The sequence below is a fragment of the Streptomyces flaveus genome, from assembly GCF_014647675.1.
Classification (GTDB): Bacteria; Actinomycetota; Actinomycetes; order Streptomycetales; family Streptomycetaceae; genus Streptomyces; species Streptomyces flaveus.
The window spans coordinates 104475-119019 of sequence record NZ_BMPQ01000008.1 but is presented as its reverse complement, the minus strand read 5'-3'; the positions used below and the strand labels follow the sequence as shown (position 1 = coordinate 119019).

13 protein-coding genes are annotated in these 14545 nt (G+C 71.2%); 6 read left to right on the top strand and 7 right to left on the bottom strand.

Going from position 1 to position 14545, the window contains the following annotated elements; all coding sequences use genetic code 11:
• Nucleotides 1–7 precede the first annotated feature (7 nt).
• The 7 genes from IEZ21_RS18510 to IEZ21_RS18480 all read right to left on the bottom strand — a co-directional run bounded on the left by IEZ21_RS18510 (nt 8) and on the right by IEZ21_RS18480 (nt 5990).
• A complete protein-coding gene (locus tag IEZ21_RS18510) occupies nt 8–1228 on the bottom strand; it encodes a cytochrome P450 family protein (protein ID WP_189323020.1) in 1221 nt (406 codons plus the stop codon).
• Complete coding sequence (locus IEZ21_RS18505) at nt 1225–2481, bottom strand: cytochrome P450 (protein WP_189323019.1); 1257 nt, start codon at nt 2479–2481, stop codon at nt 1225–1227. Before IEZ21_RS18505 ends, IEZ21_RS18510 begins: the two co-directional genes overlap by 4 nt.
• Nucleotides 2462–2818 carry a DUF742 domain-containing protein gene (locus IEZ21_RS18500; protein ID WP_189323018.1) on the bottom strand — a complete coding sequence of 119 codons (357 nt, stop codon included), beginning with the start codon at nt 2816–2818 and terminating at the stop codon, nt 2462–2464. The genes IEZ21_RS18505 and IEZ21_RS18500 overlap by 20 nt, the downstream gene beginning before the upstream one ends.
• The gene (locus tag IEZ21_RS18495) at nt 2815–3249 is read right to left on the bottom strand and encodes a roadblock/LC7 domain-containing protein (protein ID WP_189323017.1); all 435 of its coding nucleotides are present in this window, start codon (nt 3247–3249) and stop codon (nt 2815–2817) included. The genes IEZ21_RS18500 and IEZ21_RS18495 overlap by 4 nt, the downstream gene beginning before the upstream one ends.
• Nucleotides 3246–5063, bottom strand: coding sequence for a sensor histidine kinase (locus tag IEZ21_RS18490; protein WP_189323016.1), 1818 nt, complete (start codon nt 5061–5063; stop codon nt 3246–3248). The genes IEZ21_RS18495 and IEZ21_RS18490 overlap by 4 nt, the downstream gene beginning before the upstream one ends.
• A gap of 298 nt (nt 5064–5361) precedes the next feature.
• Nucleotides 5362–5736, bottom strand: a complete 375-nt coding sequence (locus IEZ21_RS18485; protein WP_189323015.1) for a PIN domain-containing protein — start codon at nt 5734–5736, stop codon at nt 5362–5364.
• Nucleotides 5733–5990 (bottom strand): hypothetical protein, encoded by a 258-nt coding sequence (locus tag IEZ21_RS18480; protein WP_189323014.1) that lies wholly within the window; start codon nt 5988–5990, stop codon nt 5733–5735. The genes IEZ21_RS18485 and IEZ21_RS18480 overlap by 4 nt, the downstream gene beginning before the upstream one ends.
• Before the next feature lie 175 nt (nt 5991–6165).
• Between IEZ21_RS18480 and IEZ21_RS18475 the strand changes: the two genes are divergently transcribed.
• The 6 genes from IEZ21_RS18475 (at nt 6166) to IEZ21_RS18450 (ending at nt 14502) form a co-directional block, all read left to right on the top strand.
• The gene (locus tag IEZ21_RS18475) at nt 6166–7140 is read left to right on the top strand and encodes an EamA family transporter (protein ID WP_189323013.1); all 975 of its coding nucleotides are present in this window, start codon (nt 6166–6168) and stop codon (nt 7138–7140) included.
• 251 nt (nt 7141–7391) lie between these two features.
• Entirely contained in the window at nt 7392–8192 is an 801-nt protein-coding gene (locus tag IEZ21_RS18470; RefSeq protein WP_189323012.1) for a TIGR03084 family metal-binding protein, read from the top strand.
• The gene (locus IEZ21_RS18465; protein WP_281399446.1) at nt 8189–9880 is read left to right on the top strand and encodes an acyclic terpene utilization AtuA family protein; all 1692 of its coding nucleotides are present in this window, start codon (nt 8189–8191) and stop codon (nt 9878–9880) included. Before IEZ21_RS18470 ends, IEZ21_RS18465 begins: the two co-directional genes overlap by 4 nt.
• Nucleotides 9877–11475: an acyl-CoA carboxylase subunit beta gene (locus tag IEZ21_RS18460; RefSeq protein WP_189323011.1), complete on the top strand. Its 1599-nt coding sequence runs from the start codon at nt 9877–9879 to the stop codon at nt 11473–11475. The genes IEZ21_RS18465 and IEZ21_RS18460 overlap by 4 nt, the downstream gene beginning before the upstream one ends.
• A gap of 10 nt (nt 11476–11485) precedes the next feature.
• Nucleotides 11486–13354: an acetyl/propionyl/methylcrotonyl-CoA carboxylase subunit alpha gene (locus tag IEZ21_RS18455; protein WP_189323010.1), complete on the top strand. Its 1869-nt coding sequence runs from the start codon at nt 11486–11488 to the stop codon at nt 13352–13354.
• An 8-nt stretch (nt 13355–13362) separates the two neighbouring features.
• On the top strand, nt 13363–14502 hold the full coding sequence (locus tag IEZ21_RS18450) for an acyl-CoA dehydrogenase family protein (RefSeq protein WP_189323009.1): 1140 nt from the start codon (nt 13363–13365) through the stop codon (nt 14500–14502).
• Nucleotides 14503–14545: the final 43 nt, after the last annotated feature.

Below are 14545 nucleotides of genomic sequence, written 5' to 3'. Positions count from 1 at the left end.
GAAGCCCTCAGCCGCCCAAGCGCACCGGCAGCTCGAACAGATCGTTCTGCGTCACCACCGGCTTGTTGCGCAGCTCCGTCGACGGGACCGCCAGGTCGAGCTCCGGGAAGCGTTCGTACAGCGCGGGCAGCGCGACGGCCGCCTCCAGGCGGGAGAGTGCCGCGCCGGGGCAGACGTGCGGGCCGTGGCCGAAGGAGATGTGGCGGTTCTCCGGGACGCGCGTGATGTCGAACTCGCCGGCCGAAGGGCCGTGGGCCTTCTCGTCGCGGCCGATCGCGGCGTACGAGACGATCAGGGCGTCGCCCGCCGGGAGGATCTTGTCGCCGACCGGGACGTCCTCCGTCGCGAAACGGATCAGGACGTGAGACGTGGGCGTCGACCAGCGCAGCGTCTCCTCGATCACCGACGGCCAGTCGACGGCCCCGGCGAGCACCAGCCCGCGCTGCTCGGGATGCGTGGACAGGTTCACGACCGCGTTGACGATGAGGGAGATCGTCGTCTCATGACCGGCCGCCACCATCAACTGGAGTGTGGAGACGATCTCCTCGTCGGTGAGGTGGTCGCCGTCCTCGGAGGCCAGGATCAGCGCACTGGTGAGGTCGTCGCCGGGAGCGGAACGCTTCGCCGCGACCGTCTCCGCCATGATCCCCGCCAGCTCGGTGAGCGTGGCGAGAACCTCCTCCGGAGGCGTCTGGGTCGAGAAGAATTTCTCGAACAGCTCCTTGAGGCGGGGGAGTTGGGAGTCATCGATGCCCATGAGGTCCGCGATGACGTACATGGGGAGCGGATACGCGAACGCCGCCTTCAGGTCGACGACTTCGGGGGCACCGGCGCCCTGGGGAAGCGCGTCGAGGAGGTCGGTCGTCAGCTTGGTGATCCGCTCCCGCATCCGCTCCACGCGCCGCGGCGTCAGCGCCTGCGCGACGAGCGTACGCATCCGGCGATGCTCCGCACCGTCCACGGTGAGCATGGAACGGCCGGGGTTCGCCAGCCCGATCAGCGGCCAGTCCGGCGGGATCTCGCCACGCTGCCAGGCACCCCAGACGTTGATGTCCTTCACCAGCCGGGGATCGGTGAGGAGTTGCTTCGCCTCGGCGTGATGCGTGACCGCCCACACCGGAACCCCACCCGGCAACTCCACGGCGGCGAGCGGCCCCGCGGCACGCAGCCGGGCGCTCTCGCCCTCGAGATCGGTGACGAAGGGATCCAGGGCGATACGAGTCGTCATGCGCGCATGCCTCCGAGGGCAGAGGTGGGGGAGAACCGCACGGGCAGTTCCGTCAGACCCCGCAGCCACGGGGACGGACGGCGGGTGAGGGACTCGGCAGGTACGGCCAGGTCGAGGTCGGGCAGCCGGTCGAGGATCACCTCGATGCCCGTACGCGCGATGACCTCGGCGACCTCCTGGGCCGGGAACGGGCAGCGGTGCTCGCCGTGGCCGAAGGAGAAGTGCGCGCTGTTGCCGCCGGTGAGGGCGGAGCCGTCGACGCGTACCTGCGGGTCGCTGTTGGCGGCCTGGAGGCCGAGCAGCAGCAGATCGCCCGCGCGGATACGGCGCCCGCCGAGCTGGGTGTCGCGGGAGGCCCAGCGCCCGGCCACGTTCTGCGTGGGAGTGTCCTCCCACAGCACCTCGTTCATGGCCTCGGCGACACTGTGCCGGCCGCCGAACAGCGAGGCCGCGAAACGGTCGTCCGTCAGCATCAGCCGCAGCGAGTTGCCGATCCAGTCGGCCGTCGGCTGATGGCCCGCGGCCATCATCACCATGAGGTCCTGGGTGATCTCCTCGTGCGTGAAGCCGGAGTTGTCGGCGAGCATGCGGCTGACCACGTCGTCCGCGGGCTGCTCCGCGCGCTCCGCCACCAACCGCGCCATGGACGAGGCGAGATGCCGCTGCCCCGCGATGGCGTCCTGGCGCCCGTTGATCATGTCGTTGAGGGCGGTGACCAGACCGGGGCCCTGCTCGTCGGCGAACCCGTAGAGCGTCGCCAGTACGCGTACGGGCAGCAGCGTCGCGTAGTCCGCGACGATGTCCGTCTCGCCCTTGGCGCAGATCGCGTCGATCAGTTCGTCGGCGAACTTCTCGGCGTGGCCGCGCAGTTCGAAGGGGTCGACGGCTTCGAGGGCGTCGCTGATCATCGCGGCGCGCTCGCGGTGCCGTTCGCCGACCGTGTAGAGGATCGACGGCTGCCCCCGGCCGATCATCGGCAGCAGCGGCCAGTCGTCGGGGATGCGCGGCCACTGGCTCCACAGGCCGGAGTCCCGGCTGAACAGCACGGGATCGCCGGTGACCTGGTGCAGCTCGCGATAGCCGAGAACGAGCCACGCCGGTACGTCACCGTCGAGCAGCACCGGCGCCACGGCACCGTGCTCGCGCCGCAACTCGCGGTACAGCTCGGCGGGTTCGGTCTGGAACCGGGGCCCGCCGAGGGGAACGGGGTCGCCGCCGAGGGGCGTACGACCGTCAGAGGTTACGAAGTCCAACGAGCACCTGCTCCAGGATGTCGGGATCGGGGACGCCGGAGGAGAGTCCCGTACGCGGATGGCGGGCGCTGACGCGGCCCGCGGCGAGGAGGTCGGACAGCAGGATCCGGGTGATGCTCACCGGCAGCCGCAGCACGGCGGCGACCTCCACGACCGCCGTCGGCCGCTCGCACAGCCGCAGGATCGCCGCGTGCTCGGACTGCATGCCCGGTACCGGATCGCACTCGGCGACGACCAGCGTGACCAGGTCGAACGGGGTGTCGGGCGCGGACCTGCTGCGCCCGCCGGTGACGGTGTAGAGCCGGTCGGGCCTGTCGTCCCTGCCCGGGCGGCTCATGACGTACGCGGCTGCGCGCTCAGATGTCCGCCGAGCTGTTCCACGAACTCGCTCATGTTGTGCCCGACGACCCCGGCGTCCGCCTCCTCGTCGGTGACCACGGCGAGGTGTACGCCCGAACCCGCCTCGACGATGAACAGGACCCCGCCGTAGAACTCGGCCATCGCCGACCGGACGCCCCCGCTGCCGTCCCCGAACTCCACGGACGCCCCGTGGGTCAGCGACTGGATCCCGGCGGCGATCGCGGCGAGCTGATCGGCCTGGTCCACGGTGAGCCCTCCCGTACGGCACAGCTTCAGCCCGTCGCGGGAGAGCACGAGCGCGTGCCGGGCGCCCGAAGTGCGTTCCAGCAGGCCCTCGATGAGCCAGCTGAGCTTCTCGTCGGCGGTCACGGTCGCGGTGGTGCCGGTCGTGCCGGTCGTGCCGGTCATGGGGTGGGGTCGCCTTCCGGGTGGGGGGTCGCGTGGGCGGGGGGTTGCGGGGTGGTCGGCTCGGGGGCGGGCGTGGTGTCTCGTACGAGGTGATCGGCGGCGTCGGCTCGTACGGGCTCGTCCGCCGGCGGGGGCTCGGAACGGGCCGTACTCCGTACCGCTTGGCGGAAGCTGCTGAAGCGGGCGGCGCGGATCTTGGCGTCTTCGGCCGGGGTGGGGCGTGGTTGGGGGGTGGCGGCTGCGGGGCGGGTGCGTTCGGCCTGGGCTTGGGCTTGGGCTTCTGCTTTGGCCTCGGCTTCGGCGAGGGTGCGGCCGCGGCGGCGCTTGGGGAGGCCGCCGGCGGTGTCGCGCTCGCTGTTGCTGCCGTTCCCGGTCCCGTTCTCGCCGGTGCGGTCCGGGGATTCGTGGGTGGGGACGGGCTCCGGGTCCAGGTCGGGGAGGGCGCGGGCGGTGGCGTACGACTCCGGGGTGTGGGCCGGTATCGGGACCGGGAGCCCTGGTGTGGTCCGTGGCGAGGCGGGTGCGGATTCCGGGGCGGCGGGTCCGGTGAGGCCGTATGCCCCTGGGGTCCGGGCCTGGGACTGAACCTGGCCCCCGGGCTTGGTCCGCGGCAGGGCGGGTGCGGGCTCCGGGGCGGTCGGGCCGGCGAGGATGTCCTGGGGGATGAGGACGAGGACGCCCGTGCCGCCGCGCGCGGAGGGGCGGAAGGAGATCTTCAGCCCGTACTTGCGGGCGAGGCGGCCGACGACGGCGAGGCCGAGGCGGGTGCCGGTGAGGCCGCCGAGTCCGGAGTTCTCACCGGAGACGGCGCGTTCGGCGCGGCGCAGCTGTACGTCGCCCATGACCAGGCCCGCGTCCTCGACGGAGACGATGACGCCGGCCGGCACCTCCTCCACGTAGACGTGCACTTCGGCGGTGGGCGGCGAGAAGTTCGCGGCGTTGTCGAGGAGTTCGGCGAGTGCGTGCATCACGCCTTCGGCGGCGTGCCCGGCGACCGCGGCCTCGCTGGACGAGTGGAGCCGTACGCGCTGGTACCCGCCGATCCGGCCCATCGCGCCGCGCAGGATCGACTCCATGACGATGGGCCGCGCCCAGCGGCGCCCCGAGCGCGCGCCCGCGAGAACGGCGACGGAGTCGGCGAGACGGCCCGCCTGCGCGGTGCGGTGATCGAGGTGGAGGAGGTCGGCGAGTACCTCCTCGTCGGAGTGCTTCTCCTCCATGGCACGCAGATCGGCGAGCATGCTCGTGGCCAGGGCCTGCATCCGGCCGGCCGCGTTGGCGGCGGTGGAGACGGCGGCGGCGCCTTCGGTCCTGGCCTGCCGCAACTGCTCGGCCAGGCGGTCGTTCTCCGCGCCGAGGCGGGTGCGCTCCCGGGCGAGTTCGGCGCTCAGGCGCGCCTTCTCCTGGGTGAACTGCTCGGCCCGGCGCATCAGTTCACGCTCGAACTCCTCGGCCAGTCGGTTGTGTTCGCGGCTGGCCTCCTCCGCGATACGCGCCCGCTCCTGAAGCAGCCGCCCGGCGTCGTGGGTGACCGCTTCGAGGCGGCGCCGTAACAGGCGCGCCCTCTGCGTTGCGTGGCTCGCGAAGGCGACGACCGCGCATAACAGCAGGGCGGCGGCACCCGCCCCGCACGCGAGAGGCACGCGGAACGAGTCGGGAGCCGCGACGACCGCGCCGACGACGGCGAGCGCGGCCGGTACGGCGGTGATCAGCGGCGCGAGCGCGACTGCACGCAGGCGGGGACGTTCGCCTCTGGGGTGCGCGAGGGACGGCCGATCTGTGCTGGGGCGCGCTGGAGTGATGGGCGCGGTCATGAATCGTGTCCTCGGTCGTGTCCTGGGCGGGATGCGACACCTGGTGCTCAACTGGCGGTCACTATATGGGAGTTCGTGATCGTACCGGGAAGGTTCCGACGCCGCCTTCACAAGTCGCGCACGAATGGCGGGCGGCGGGTCCGGTCACCGTGTGGGCACGCCGATCAAGGGCTGTTGGCGAATGAGTACGCGGAGGGAGCCGACCGGGAATGCAGCTGCTGACACTGCTCCGGAGGAGACAAGGCCTCCGCCGGAGCAGTGTCAGCGGTTGTGAAGGTCAGTGGGGCGTACGAGTTCCTCAAGGGTTGAGGTCGATGAACCTCTGTCCTTGCCAGCGGTCCGGAGCGACGGTGGCGACGAACGCGCCGTCGGGGCGTTCCGGTGTAGGGCGGGCCGCGTATCGGGCGTGGGCCGCGGCCCAGGTGTCCTCCGCTGCGATGGCCAGGGCCGACGACAGGTCGAGGTCGAGGAGGGTGATGCCATCGAGGCTGGCGATGTGTTCGGCCGTGCCGCGACGGGCGCGGTCGGCCTCCACGAGGGCGCAGGTGGGGGCGTAAAGGAACCAGCCCTGCTCGTTCGAGGCCCGGTGGATCAGGCGTGAGGCCAGGATGTTGCCTCGGCCTGCCGCCACCATCGCTGTGTCATCCAGGATGACGTGAATGGCATCGCTCACCGGGCGCCCGCCTCGGTCATGCGGCGGTCGAGCTCGGCGTCGAGACGCGTCTCCTCCGCCGGCGTGGGGTCGTAACCGTTCCACTCGCGCAGCATCTCGCGGGTCCGCTCGGCGCGCTCCGCCCGCTCGGCGGGAGTGAGGAGCGTCCCGGCGAGTTGGGCGAGGTAGGCGCGCAGGGACATGCCTTCGCCTGCCGCTATGGCGGCGAGCCGGTCGCGGGCGTCGGCGGGGATGCGGATGTTCGCGTCAGTCATGAGGTCAGGGTACGGGTGCGTACCCGTAGTCGCGCAAGCCTCATACCCGGCATGAGTGACCATTCGAACGGACGAGCTTTGGCGTCGTTCGTAAGCTGCTAAATAGGTTTACACCCCTGGCGTAGGCCATTATTCTGCACGTCGGAGTGCAGCATGCTGAACAGTCTCGTCTTGGATGGCCCTTGTGAATTCCCCCCGCTCAGACCGCTCCTCGTCAGCTGACGTGGCCCCGGGGGCCGCCAAGCCGCCGGAGGCAGTCGCGGCGCCGGACCGGCCGGGCCCGAGACGGCGATGGGGCTCCCTCGGCCCCGTCGGGCTGGTGCTCGCCGGATGCGTGTCCGTTCAGTTCGGTGGGGCGCTTGCCGTGAATCTGATGTCGCGGGCCGGGGCGCTCGGGGTGGTGAGCCTGCGGCTCATGATCGCCGCCCTCGTGCTGCTCGTCGTCTGCCGGCCCCGGCTGCGCGGGCATTCGCGGGCCGACTGGGGGACCGTCGTCCTCTTCGGGATCACCTTGGCCGCCATGAACGGGCTCTTCTACCAGGCCGCCGCCCGCATCCCGCTCGGTCCCGCCGTCACCCTCGAAGTGCTCGGACCCCTCGCGCTCTCCGTGCTGGCCTCCCGTCGCGCGATCAACCTCCTCTGGGCCGGTCTCGCCCTCGCCGGCGTCTTCCTGCTCGGCGGTGGGGGCTTCGACAGGCTCGATCCGGTCGGCGTCGCCTTCGCCCTGTCCGCGGGGGCTATGTGGGCCGCGTACATCATCTTCAGCGTGCGTACGGGCCGCCGGTTCCCCCAGGCCGACGGGCTCGCGCTGGCCATGGCGATCGGGGCGGTGCTCTTCCTCCCGCTGGGCATCGTCGAGGCGGGAGCGAAGCTCCTGAACCCGACCACGCTCGCTCTCGCCGCCGCCGTGGCCATGCTCTCCTCCGTCCTCCCGTACACCTTCGAAATCGTCGCCCTGCGCCGCCTCCCCGCCTCCACCTTCGCGATCATGATGAGCCTCGAACCGGCCATCGCCGCCATCGCCGGTTTCCTCATCCTCAGCCAGGCCCTCACCCTGACGGAGTCCCTCGCGATCGGTCTGGTCATCGCGGCGAGTATGGGCGCGATGCGGACACAGGTCGGGCGGGGGAAGGCCCGGAACGTCACCTGAGCCGTCGTACGGCACAGAGCGCGAGGGCCCGCACGCCACACGCGTGCGAGCCCTCGTGTGCCTCCGGATCCTGCCGGTCGCCGAGGCCTGGTGCGGTACCGCGCGACCAGCCGCAACGGACCCGCATCTTCGAACCACCCGCCCCGCGGAGCGCCCTCGCAAAAGATTTCCAAGCACGCTTGCTTGTTTTTGCGCCCGCTGCCATGCTCCGGAGCACACCGCGCAGCACACCGCCGTCCCCGGAGGGGCCCGTGTCCGACCCGACGCCCGTACTCGACGACCTCCGCGAGGAAGGCAACGAACTCGACCGACTCGTAAGGGAGTTGAGCGAGGAGCAGTGGGCGCGTGCGACGCCCGCGCCCGGTTGGAGCGTCGCCCACCAGATCGCGCACCTCGCCTGGACCGACCGGGCCGCGCTGCTCGCCGTCACCGACGCCGAGGCGTTCGCGACGTACGCGCAGAAGGCCCTCGCCTCACCGGACACCTTCGTCGACGAGGGAGCCGAGGAGGACGCCGGACTCCCGCCCGCCGAACTCCTGGCCCGCTGGCGTCACAGCCGGGCGGTCCTGCAGGTCGCGCTGCGAGCGGCAGCGCCAGGCGCGCGCTTCGGCTGGTTCGGGCCGCCGATGTCCACCGCCTCCATGGCCACCGGGCGGATCATGGAAACCTGGGCCCACGGTCAGGACATCGCCGACGCGCTCGGCGTCGTACGCACCCCCACCGCCCGGCTCCGCCACGTCGTCCGCATCGGCGTCCGGGCGCGCGACTTCGCCTTCGCCGTACGGGGGTTGAGCGTGCCGGAAGAGGAGTTCCGCGTCGAGCTCGTGGCGCCGTCGGGGGGCGACGACGTATGGACGTACGGCCCCGAAGACGCGCCCCAGCGCGTCACCGGGCCCGCGCTCGACTTCTGCCTGCTGGTCACCCAGCGGGCCCACCGCGCCGACCTCGCCGTGCACGCCGAAGGGCCGGATGCCGACCGGTGGCTGGACATCGCCCAGGCCTTCGCGGGACCGCCGGGCGCGGGGCGTGAGCCCAAGGGGGCCGCCGGGTGAGCGCGGAGCAGCCCCCGCCGCTGCGCATCGGCAACGCCTCCGGCTTCTACGGCGACCGCTTCGACGCGATGCGCGAGATGCTCACCGGCGGCCCCCTGGACGTCCTCACCGGCGACTACCTCGCCGAACTCACCATGCTCATCCTGGGCCGCGACCGCCAGAAGGACCCCGGCGCCGGATACGCCCGCACCTTCCTGCGGCAACTGGAGGAGTGCCTCGGGCTCGCACACGAGCGGGGCGTCCGGATCGTCGCCAACGCGGGCGGCCTCAATCCGGCCGGACTGGCGGACGCCGTACGGCAGTTGGCCGACCGGCTCGGTGTCCCGGTCCGCGTCGCCCATGTCGAGGGCGACGACCTCCACAGCCGGTATCCGGACAGCCTCGCCGCCCACGCCTACCTCGGCGGCTTCGGCATCGCCGCCTGTCTGCGGGAGGGCGCCGATGTCGTCGTCACCGGGCGGGTGACGGACGCCGCCCTGGTCACCGGGCCCGCCGTCGCCCACTTCGGCTGGGAGCCCGGCGAGTACGACCGGCTCGCGGGCTCCGTCGTCGCCGGGCACGTGCTGGAGTGCGGGGCACAGGCGACCGGCGGCAACTACGCGTTCTTCGGCGAGGGCGGCGCCCTGCACCCCGGCTTCCCGCTCGCCGAGCTCCACGAGGACGGCACCTGCGTCATCACCAAGCACCCCGGCACCGGCGGCCTCGTCGACGTCGGCACGGTGACGGCCCAACTGCTGTACGAGACGGCGGGCGCCCGGTACGCGGGACCGGATGTCACCGCCCGCCTGGACACCGTACGGCTCACACAGGACGGCCCCGACCGTGTCCGGGTCGACCGCGTACGGGGCGAGGCCCCGCCCCCGACCCTCAAGGTCGGCGTCAACCGTCTCGGGGGCTTCCGCAACGAGGTCGTCTTCGTCCTGACCGGTCTTGAGATCGAGTCCAAGGCAGCCCTCGTACGGAGTCAGATGCGGGACGTGTTCGCCAAGTCCCGTCCCGCCGAGGTGCGGTGGGACCTCGTCCGCACCGACCGGCCCGACGCCTCGACCGAGGAGACCGCGAGCGCGTTGCTCCGGCTGGTCGTACGGGACCCGGTCCAGGAGAACGTCGGACGGGTGCTGAGCGGAGCCGCCGTGGAACTCGCGCTCGCCAGCTATCCCGGCTTCCATGTGCTGGCGCCACCGGGGAAGGGCACGCCCTATGGGGTCTTCGAGGGTGTGTACGTCCCCCATGGTGCCGTCGACCATGTGGCCGTCCTCCACGACCGACGCCGGATCACTGTGCCGCCGGCCCACGACACCGCCGTACTCGACGACGTTCCGGAGCCGCCCCTGCCGGAGCCGTTGCCTCCCGGACCCACGCGACGCGTCCCACTCGGCCTTGTCGCGGGTGCCCGCAGCGGGGACAAGGGCGGGAACGCCAACGTCGGCGTCTGGGTGCGGACGGACGACGCCTGGCGCTGGCTCGCACACACCCTCACCGTCGACCGCTTCCGCGAACTCCTCCCGGAAACGGCCGACTTGACCGTCGTACGCCACGTACTGCCCAACCTCCGCGCCCTCAACTTCGTCGTCGAAGGCATCCTCGGCGAGGGCGTCGCCTCACAGCACCGCTTCGACCCGCAGGCCAAGGCCCTCGGCGAATGGCTCCGCTCCCGTCACCTGGACATCCCGGAGGTGCTCCTATGACCGTCCTGGCGTCCACGCTCGACACCACAGGGCCCGACTACACGGCCAACCGCGAGACCATGCTCACCAAGCTCGCCGAACTCGACGCCGAGCACGCGAAGGCCCTCGCGGGCGGCGGCGAGAAGTACGTCGCCCGGCACCGCGAGCGCGGCAAGCTGCTCGCCCGCGAACGCATCGAGCTGCTGCTGGACCCGGACACGCCGTTCCTGGAGCTCAGCCCGCTCGCCGCCTGGGGAAGCGACTACACGGTGGGCGCCTCGCTCGTCACCGGGATCGGTGTCGTCGAGGGCGTGGAGTGCCTGATCACCGCGAACGACCCGACCGTACGCGGCGGCGCCAGCAACCCCTGGAGCCTGAAGAAGGCCCTGCGGGCCAACGACATCGCCCTCGCCAACCGGCTGCCGTGCATCAGCCTGGTCGAGTCCGGTGGCGCCGATCTGCCCTCCCAGAAGGAGATCTTCATCCCTGGGGGCGCGATTTTCCGCGACCTCACCCGGCTGTCCGCCGCCGGGATCCCGACCGTGGCGGTCGTCTTCGGGAACTCGACCGCGGGAGGCGCGTACATCCCCGGTATGTCCGACCACGTGATCATGGTCAAGGAGAGGGCGAAGGTGTTCCTCGGCGGGCCGCCCCTGGTGAAGATGGCCACCGGCGAGGAGAGCGACGACGAGTCCCTGGGCGGCGCCGAGATGCACGCGCGCGTGTCGGGTCTCGCGGACCACTTCGCGGTCGACGAACCGGACGCGCTGCGCCAGGCGCGCCGCGTGATCGCGCGCCTCAACCACCGCAAGGCGTACGGCGATCCCGGGCCTGCCGCGCCCCCCAAGTACGACGAGGACGAGCTCCTGGGGATCGTGCCCGGTGATCTGAAGGTGCCCTTCGACCCGCGCGAGGTCGTCGCCCGGATCGTCGACGGCTCCGACTTCGACGAGTTCAAGCCGCTCTACGGGACGAGCCTCACCACCGGGTGGGCCACGCTCCACGGCTATCCGGTGGGCGTGCTGGCCAACGCCCAAGGGGTGCTGTTCAGCGAGGAGTCCCAGAAGGCGGCCCAGTTCATCCAGCTCGCCAACCAGCGCGACATCCCGCTGCTGTTCCTGCACAACACCACCGGCTACATGGTCGGCAGGGAGTACGAGCAGGGCGGCATCATCAAGCACGGCGCGATGATGATCAACGCCGTGTCCAACTCGACGGTCCCGCACCTCTCCGTGCTCATGGGAGCCTCGTACGGAGCCGGTCACTACGGGATGTGCGGGCGGGCGTACGATCCGCGTTTCCTGTTCGCGTGGCCCAGCGCCAAGTCGGCCGTCATGGGGCCTCAGCAGCTCGCCGGTGTCCTGTCGATCGTGGCCCGGCAGTCGGCCGCCGCCAAGGGGCAGCCGTACGACGAGGAGGGCGACGCGGCGCTGCGCGCCATGGTGGAGCAGCAGATCGAAGCCGAGTCCCTGCCGATGTTCCTGTCGGGGCGGCTGTACGACGACGGGGTCATCGACCCGCGCGACACCCGCACCGTCCTCGGCCTGTGCCTGTCCGCGATCCACACGGCGCCCTATGAGGGCGTACGCGGTGGCTTCGGCGTCTTCCGGATGTGAGGGGGTCCCCGTGATTTCCAGTGTGCTGGTCGCCAACCGGGGCGAGATCGCCTGCCGTGTCTTCCGCACGTGCCGTGAGTTGGGGATCCGAACGGTCGCCGTGTACTCGGACGCCGACGAAAACGCCCTCCACGCGCGCGTGGCCGACGCGGCGGTACGCCTCCCCGGTGCGGCGCCTTCGGACACGTATCTGCGCGGCGAGCTGATCGTGAAGGCGGCGCTGAGCGCGGGCGCGGACGCCGTGCATCCCGGATATGGCTTCCTCTCCGAGAACGCCGACTTCGCCCGAGCCGTCCTCGACGCGGGCCTCGTCTGGATCGGACCGCCGCCCGAGGCGATCGAGGTGATGGCCTCCAAGACGCGCGCCAAGGAGCTGATGGGGCTCACCTCGCTGACCGACGCCAAGGACGTCAAGGAGGACGACCTGCCCGTCCTGGTGAAGGCCGCCGCGGGCGGCGGCGGGCGCGGCATGCGTGTCGTACGCCGACTCGCCGACCTGGAAGGCGAGTTGGCTGCGGCGCGGGCCGAGGCCCTGAGCGCCTTCGGGGACGACGAGGTGTTCATCGAGCCCTACGTGGAGGGCGGCCGGCATGTCGAGGTCCAGATCCTGGCTGACGCACACGGCATGGTGTGGCCGCTCGGCACCCGCGACTGCTCCCTCCAGCGCCGCCACCAGAAGGTGATCGAGGAGGCCCCGGCACCGGGTTTGACATCCGAACTAGCCGACTCCTTGTGCGCGATGGCCGTACGTGCCGCCCGCGCGGTCGACTACGTGGGCGCGGGCACGGTCGAGTTCCTAGTAGCCGACGGCAAGGCGCACTTCCTGGAGATGAACACCCGCCTCCAGGTGGAACACCCCGTCACGGAGGCGGTGTTCGGCCTCGACCTCGTGGCCCTCCAGATCCGGGTCGCCGAGGGCGCTGCCCTGGACGGCAACCCGCCGCTCCCGTCCGGCCACGCGATCGAGGCCCGCCTGTACGCGGAGGATCCCGCGAACGGCTGGACCCCGCAGACCGGCACCCTGCACCGCCTCACCGTCCCCGACGTCCGCCTGGACACCGGCTACGAGGACGGCGACGAGATCGGCGTCCACTACGACCCGATGCTCGCCAAGGCCGTCGCCTACGCCCCCACGCGCGCGGAGGCCCTGCGCAAGCTGGCGGGCGCCCTGGAGAGAGCGACGATCCACGGTCCGGTCACCAACAGGGACCTGCTCGTACGTTCGCTCAGACACCCGGAGTTCGCGACGGCCCACATGGACACGGGCTTCTACGACCGGCACCTGCCCGAGCTGACGACGCCTGCCCCGGACCCGTACGCACCCCTGGCAGCCGCCCTCGCCGACGCCCACGGCCGCTCCCGCTTCGGCGGCTGGCGCAACCTCCCCTCGCAGCCCCAGCTCAAGCGCTACCGCGACGAGGCGACCGACACCGAGCACGAGGTCCGCTACCGGCACACGCGGGACGGCCTGACCGCCGAAGGGGTACGGGTGCTCCACATCGCCGCTGACCTGGTCGTACTCGAAGTAGACGGCGTACGGCGGCACTTCGAGGTGACGAGGTACGGCGACGAGGTGTACGTGAACAGCACCGCGCTCACGGCCCTGCCCCGCTTCCCCGACCCCACGGCCCAGCAAGAGCCGGGCTCCCTGCTCGCACCGATGCCGGGCACGGTCGTACGGGTCGCCGAGGGCCTCACCGAGGGATCCTCTGTGCGGGCAGGAGAGCCCCTCATCTGGCTGGAGGCGATGAAGATGGAACACAAGATCTCCGCCCCCGTCTCAGGGACGCTCAGCGCCCTGCACGCAACTCCAGGCCGGCAGGTGGAGGTCGGCACCTTGCTGGCGGTGGTCCAGGACAACGAGCCCCCTTCTCCCTGAGGAGCCCCATGCCCCCCGTAGTGGAAACCGAAGAACACACAGCCCTGCGAGCAGCGGTCGCAGCCCTGGGCAAACGCCACGGCCGCAACCACGCCCCCGACGAACTCTGGTCGGAAACAGCCAAACTCGGCTTCCTAGGAGTCAACCTCCCCGAGGAACACGGCGGCGGAGGCGGCGGCATATCCGAACTCTCCATAGTCCTGGAGGAGTTGGGAGCCGCAGGCTGCCCCCTGCTCATGATGATCGTGTCGCCGGCGATCTGCGGCACGGTGATCGCCCGCTTCGGCACCGACACCCAGAAACAGGAATGGCTCCCAGGCCTGGCAGACGGCTCTCGCCTCATGGCCTTCGGCATCACCGAACCAGACGCCGGTTCCAACAGCCACCGCCTCACCACCACAGCCCGCCGGGACGGCAACGGCACCGACTGGCTCCTCACCGGCCGCAAGGTCTTCATCTCCGGAGTGGACAAGGCCGACGCCACCCTCGTCGTCGGCCGCACGGAGGACGCCCGCACCGGCAGGCTCAAGCCCTGCCTGTTCATCGTCCCGCGCGAAGCGGCCGGCTTCGAACACCGCCGCATCGACATGGAACTCCACACCACGGAGTACCAGTTCGAGCTCACCCTCGACGACGTACGCCTGCCCGCGGACGCCCTCGTCGGCGACGAGGACGCCGGACTGCTCCAGCTCTTCGCGGGCCTCAACCCGGAGCGCGTCATGACAGCCGCGTTCGCGATCGGCATGGGCCGTTACGCGCTCTCCAGGGCGGTCGAATACGCCCGCGAGCGCACCGTCTGGAAGGAACCCATCGGCGCCCACCAGGCCATCGCGCACCCCCTCGCGCAGGCCCACATCGACCTCGAACTCGCCCGCCTGATGATGCAGAAAGCCGCCGCCCTGTACGACGCGGGCGACGACACCGCCGCCGGAGAGGCCGCCAACATGGCGAAGTACGCGGCCGGTGAGGCCTGCGTGAAAGCCGTCGACCAGGCCGTGCACACCCTCGGCGGCAACGGCCTGACCAGCGAGTTCGGGCTCGCCTCGCTCATCACGGCGTCCCGTGTGGCCCGGATCGCTCCCGTCAGCCGGGAGATGATCCTCAACTACGTCTCCCACCAGACACTGGGCTTGCCCAAGTCCTACTAAGCCGTGCAACAGTCCTGCCAGGCAGTACAGCGTCGTACAACGC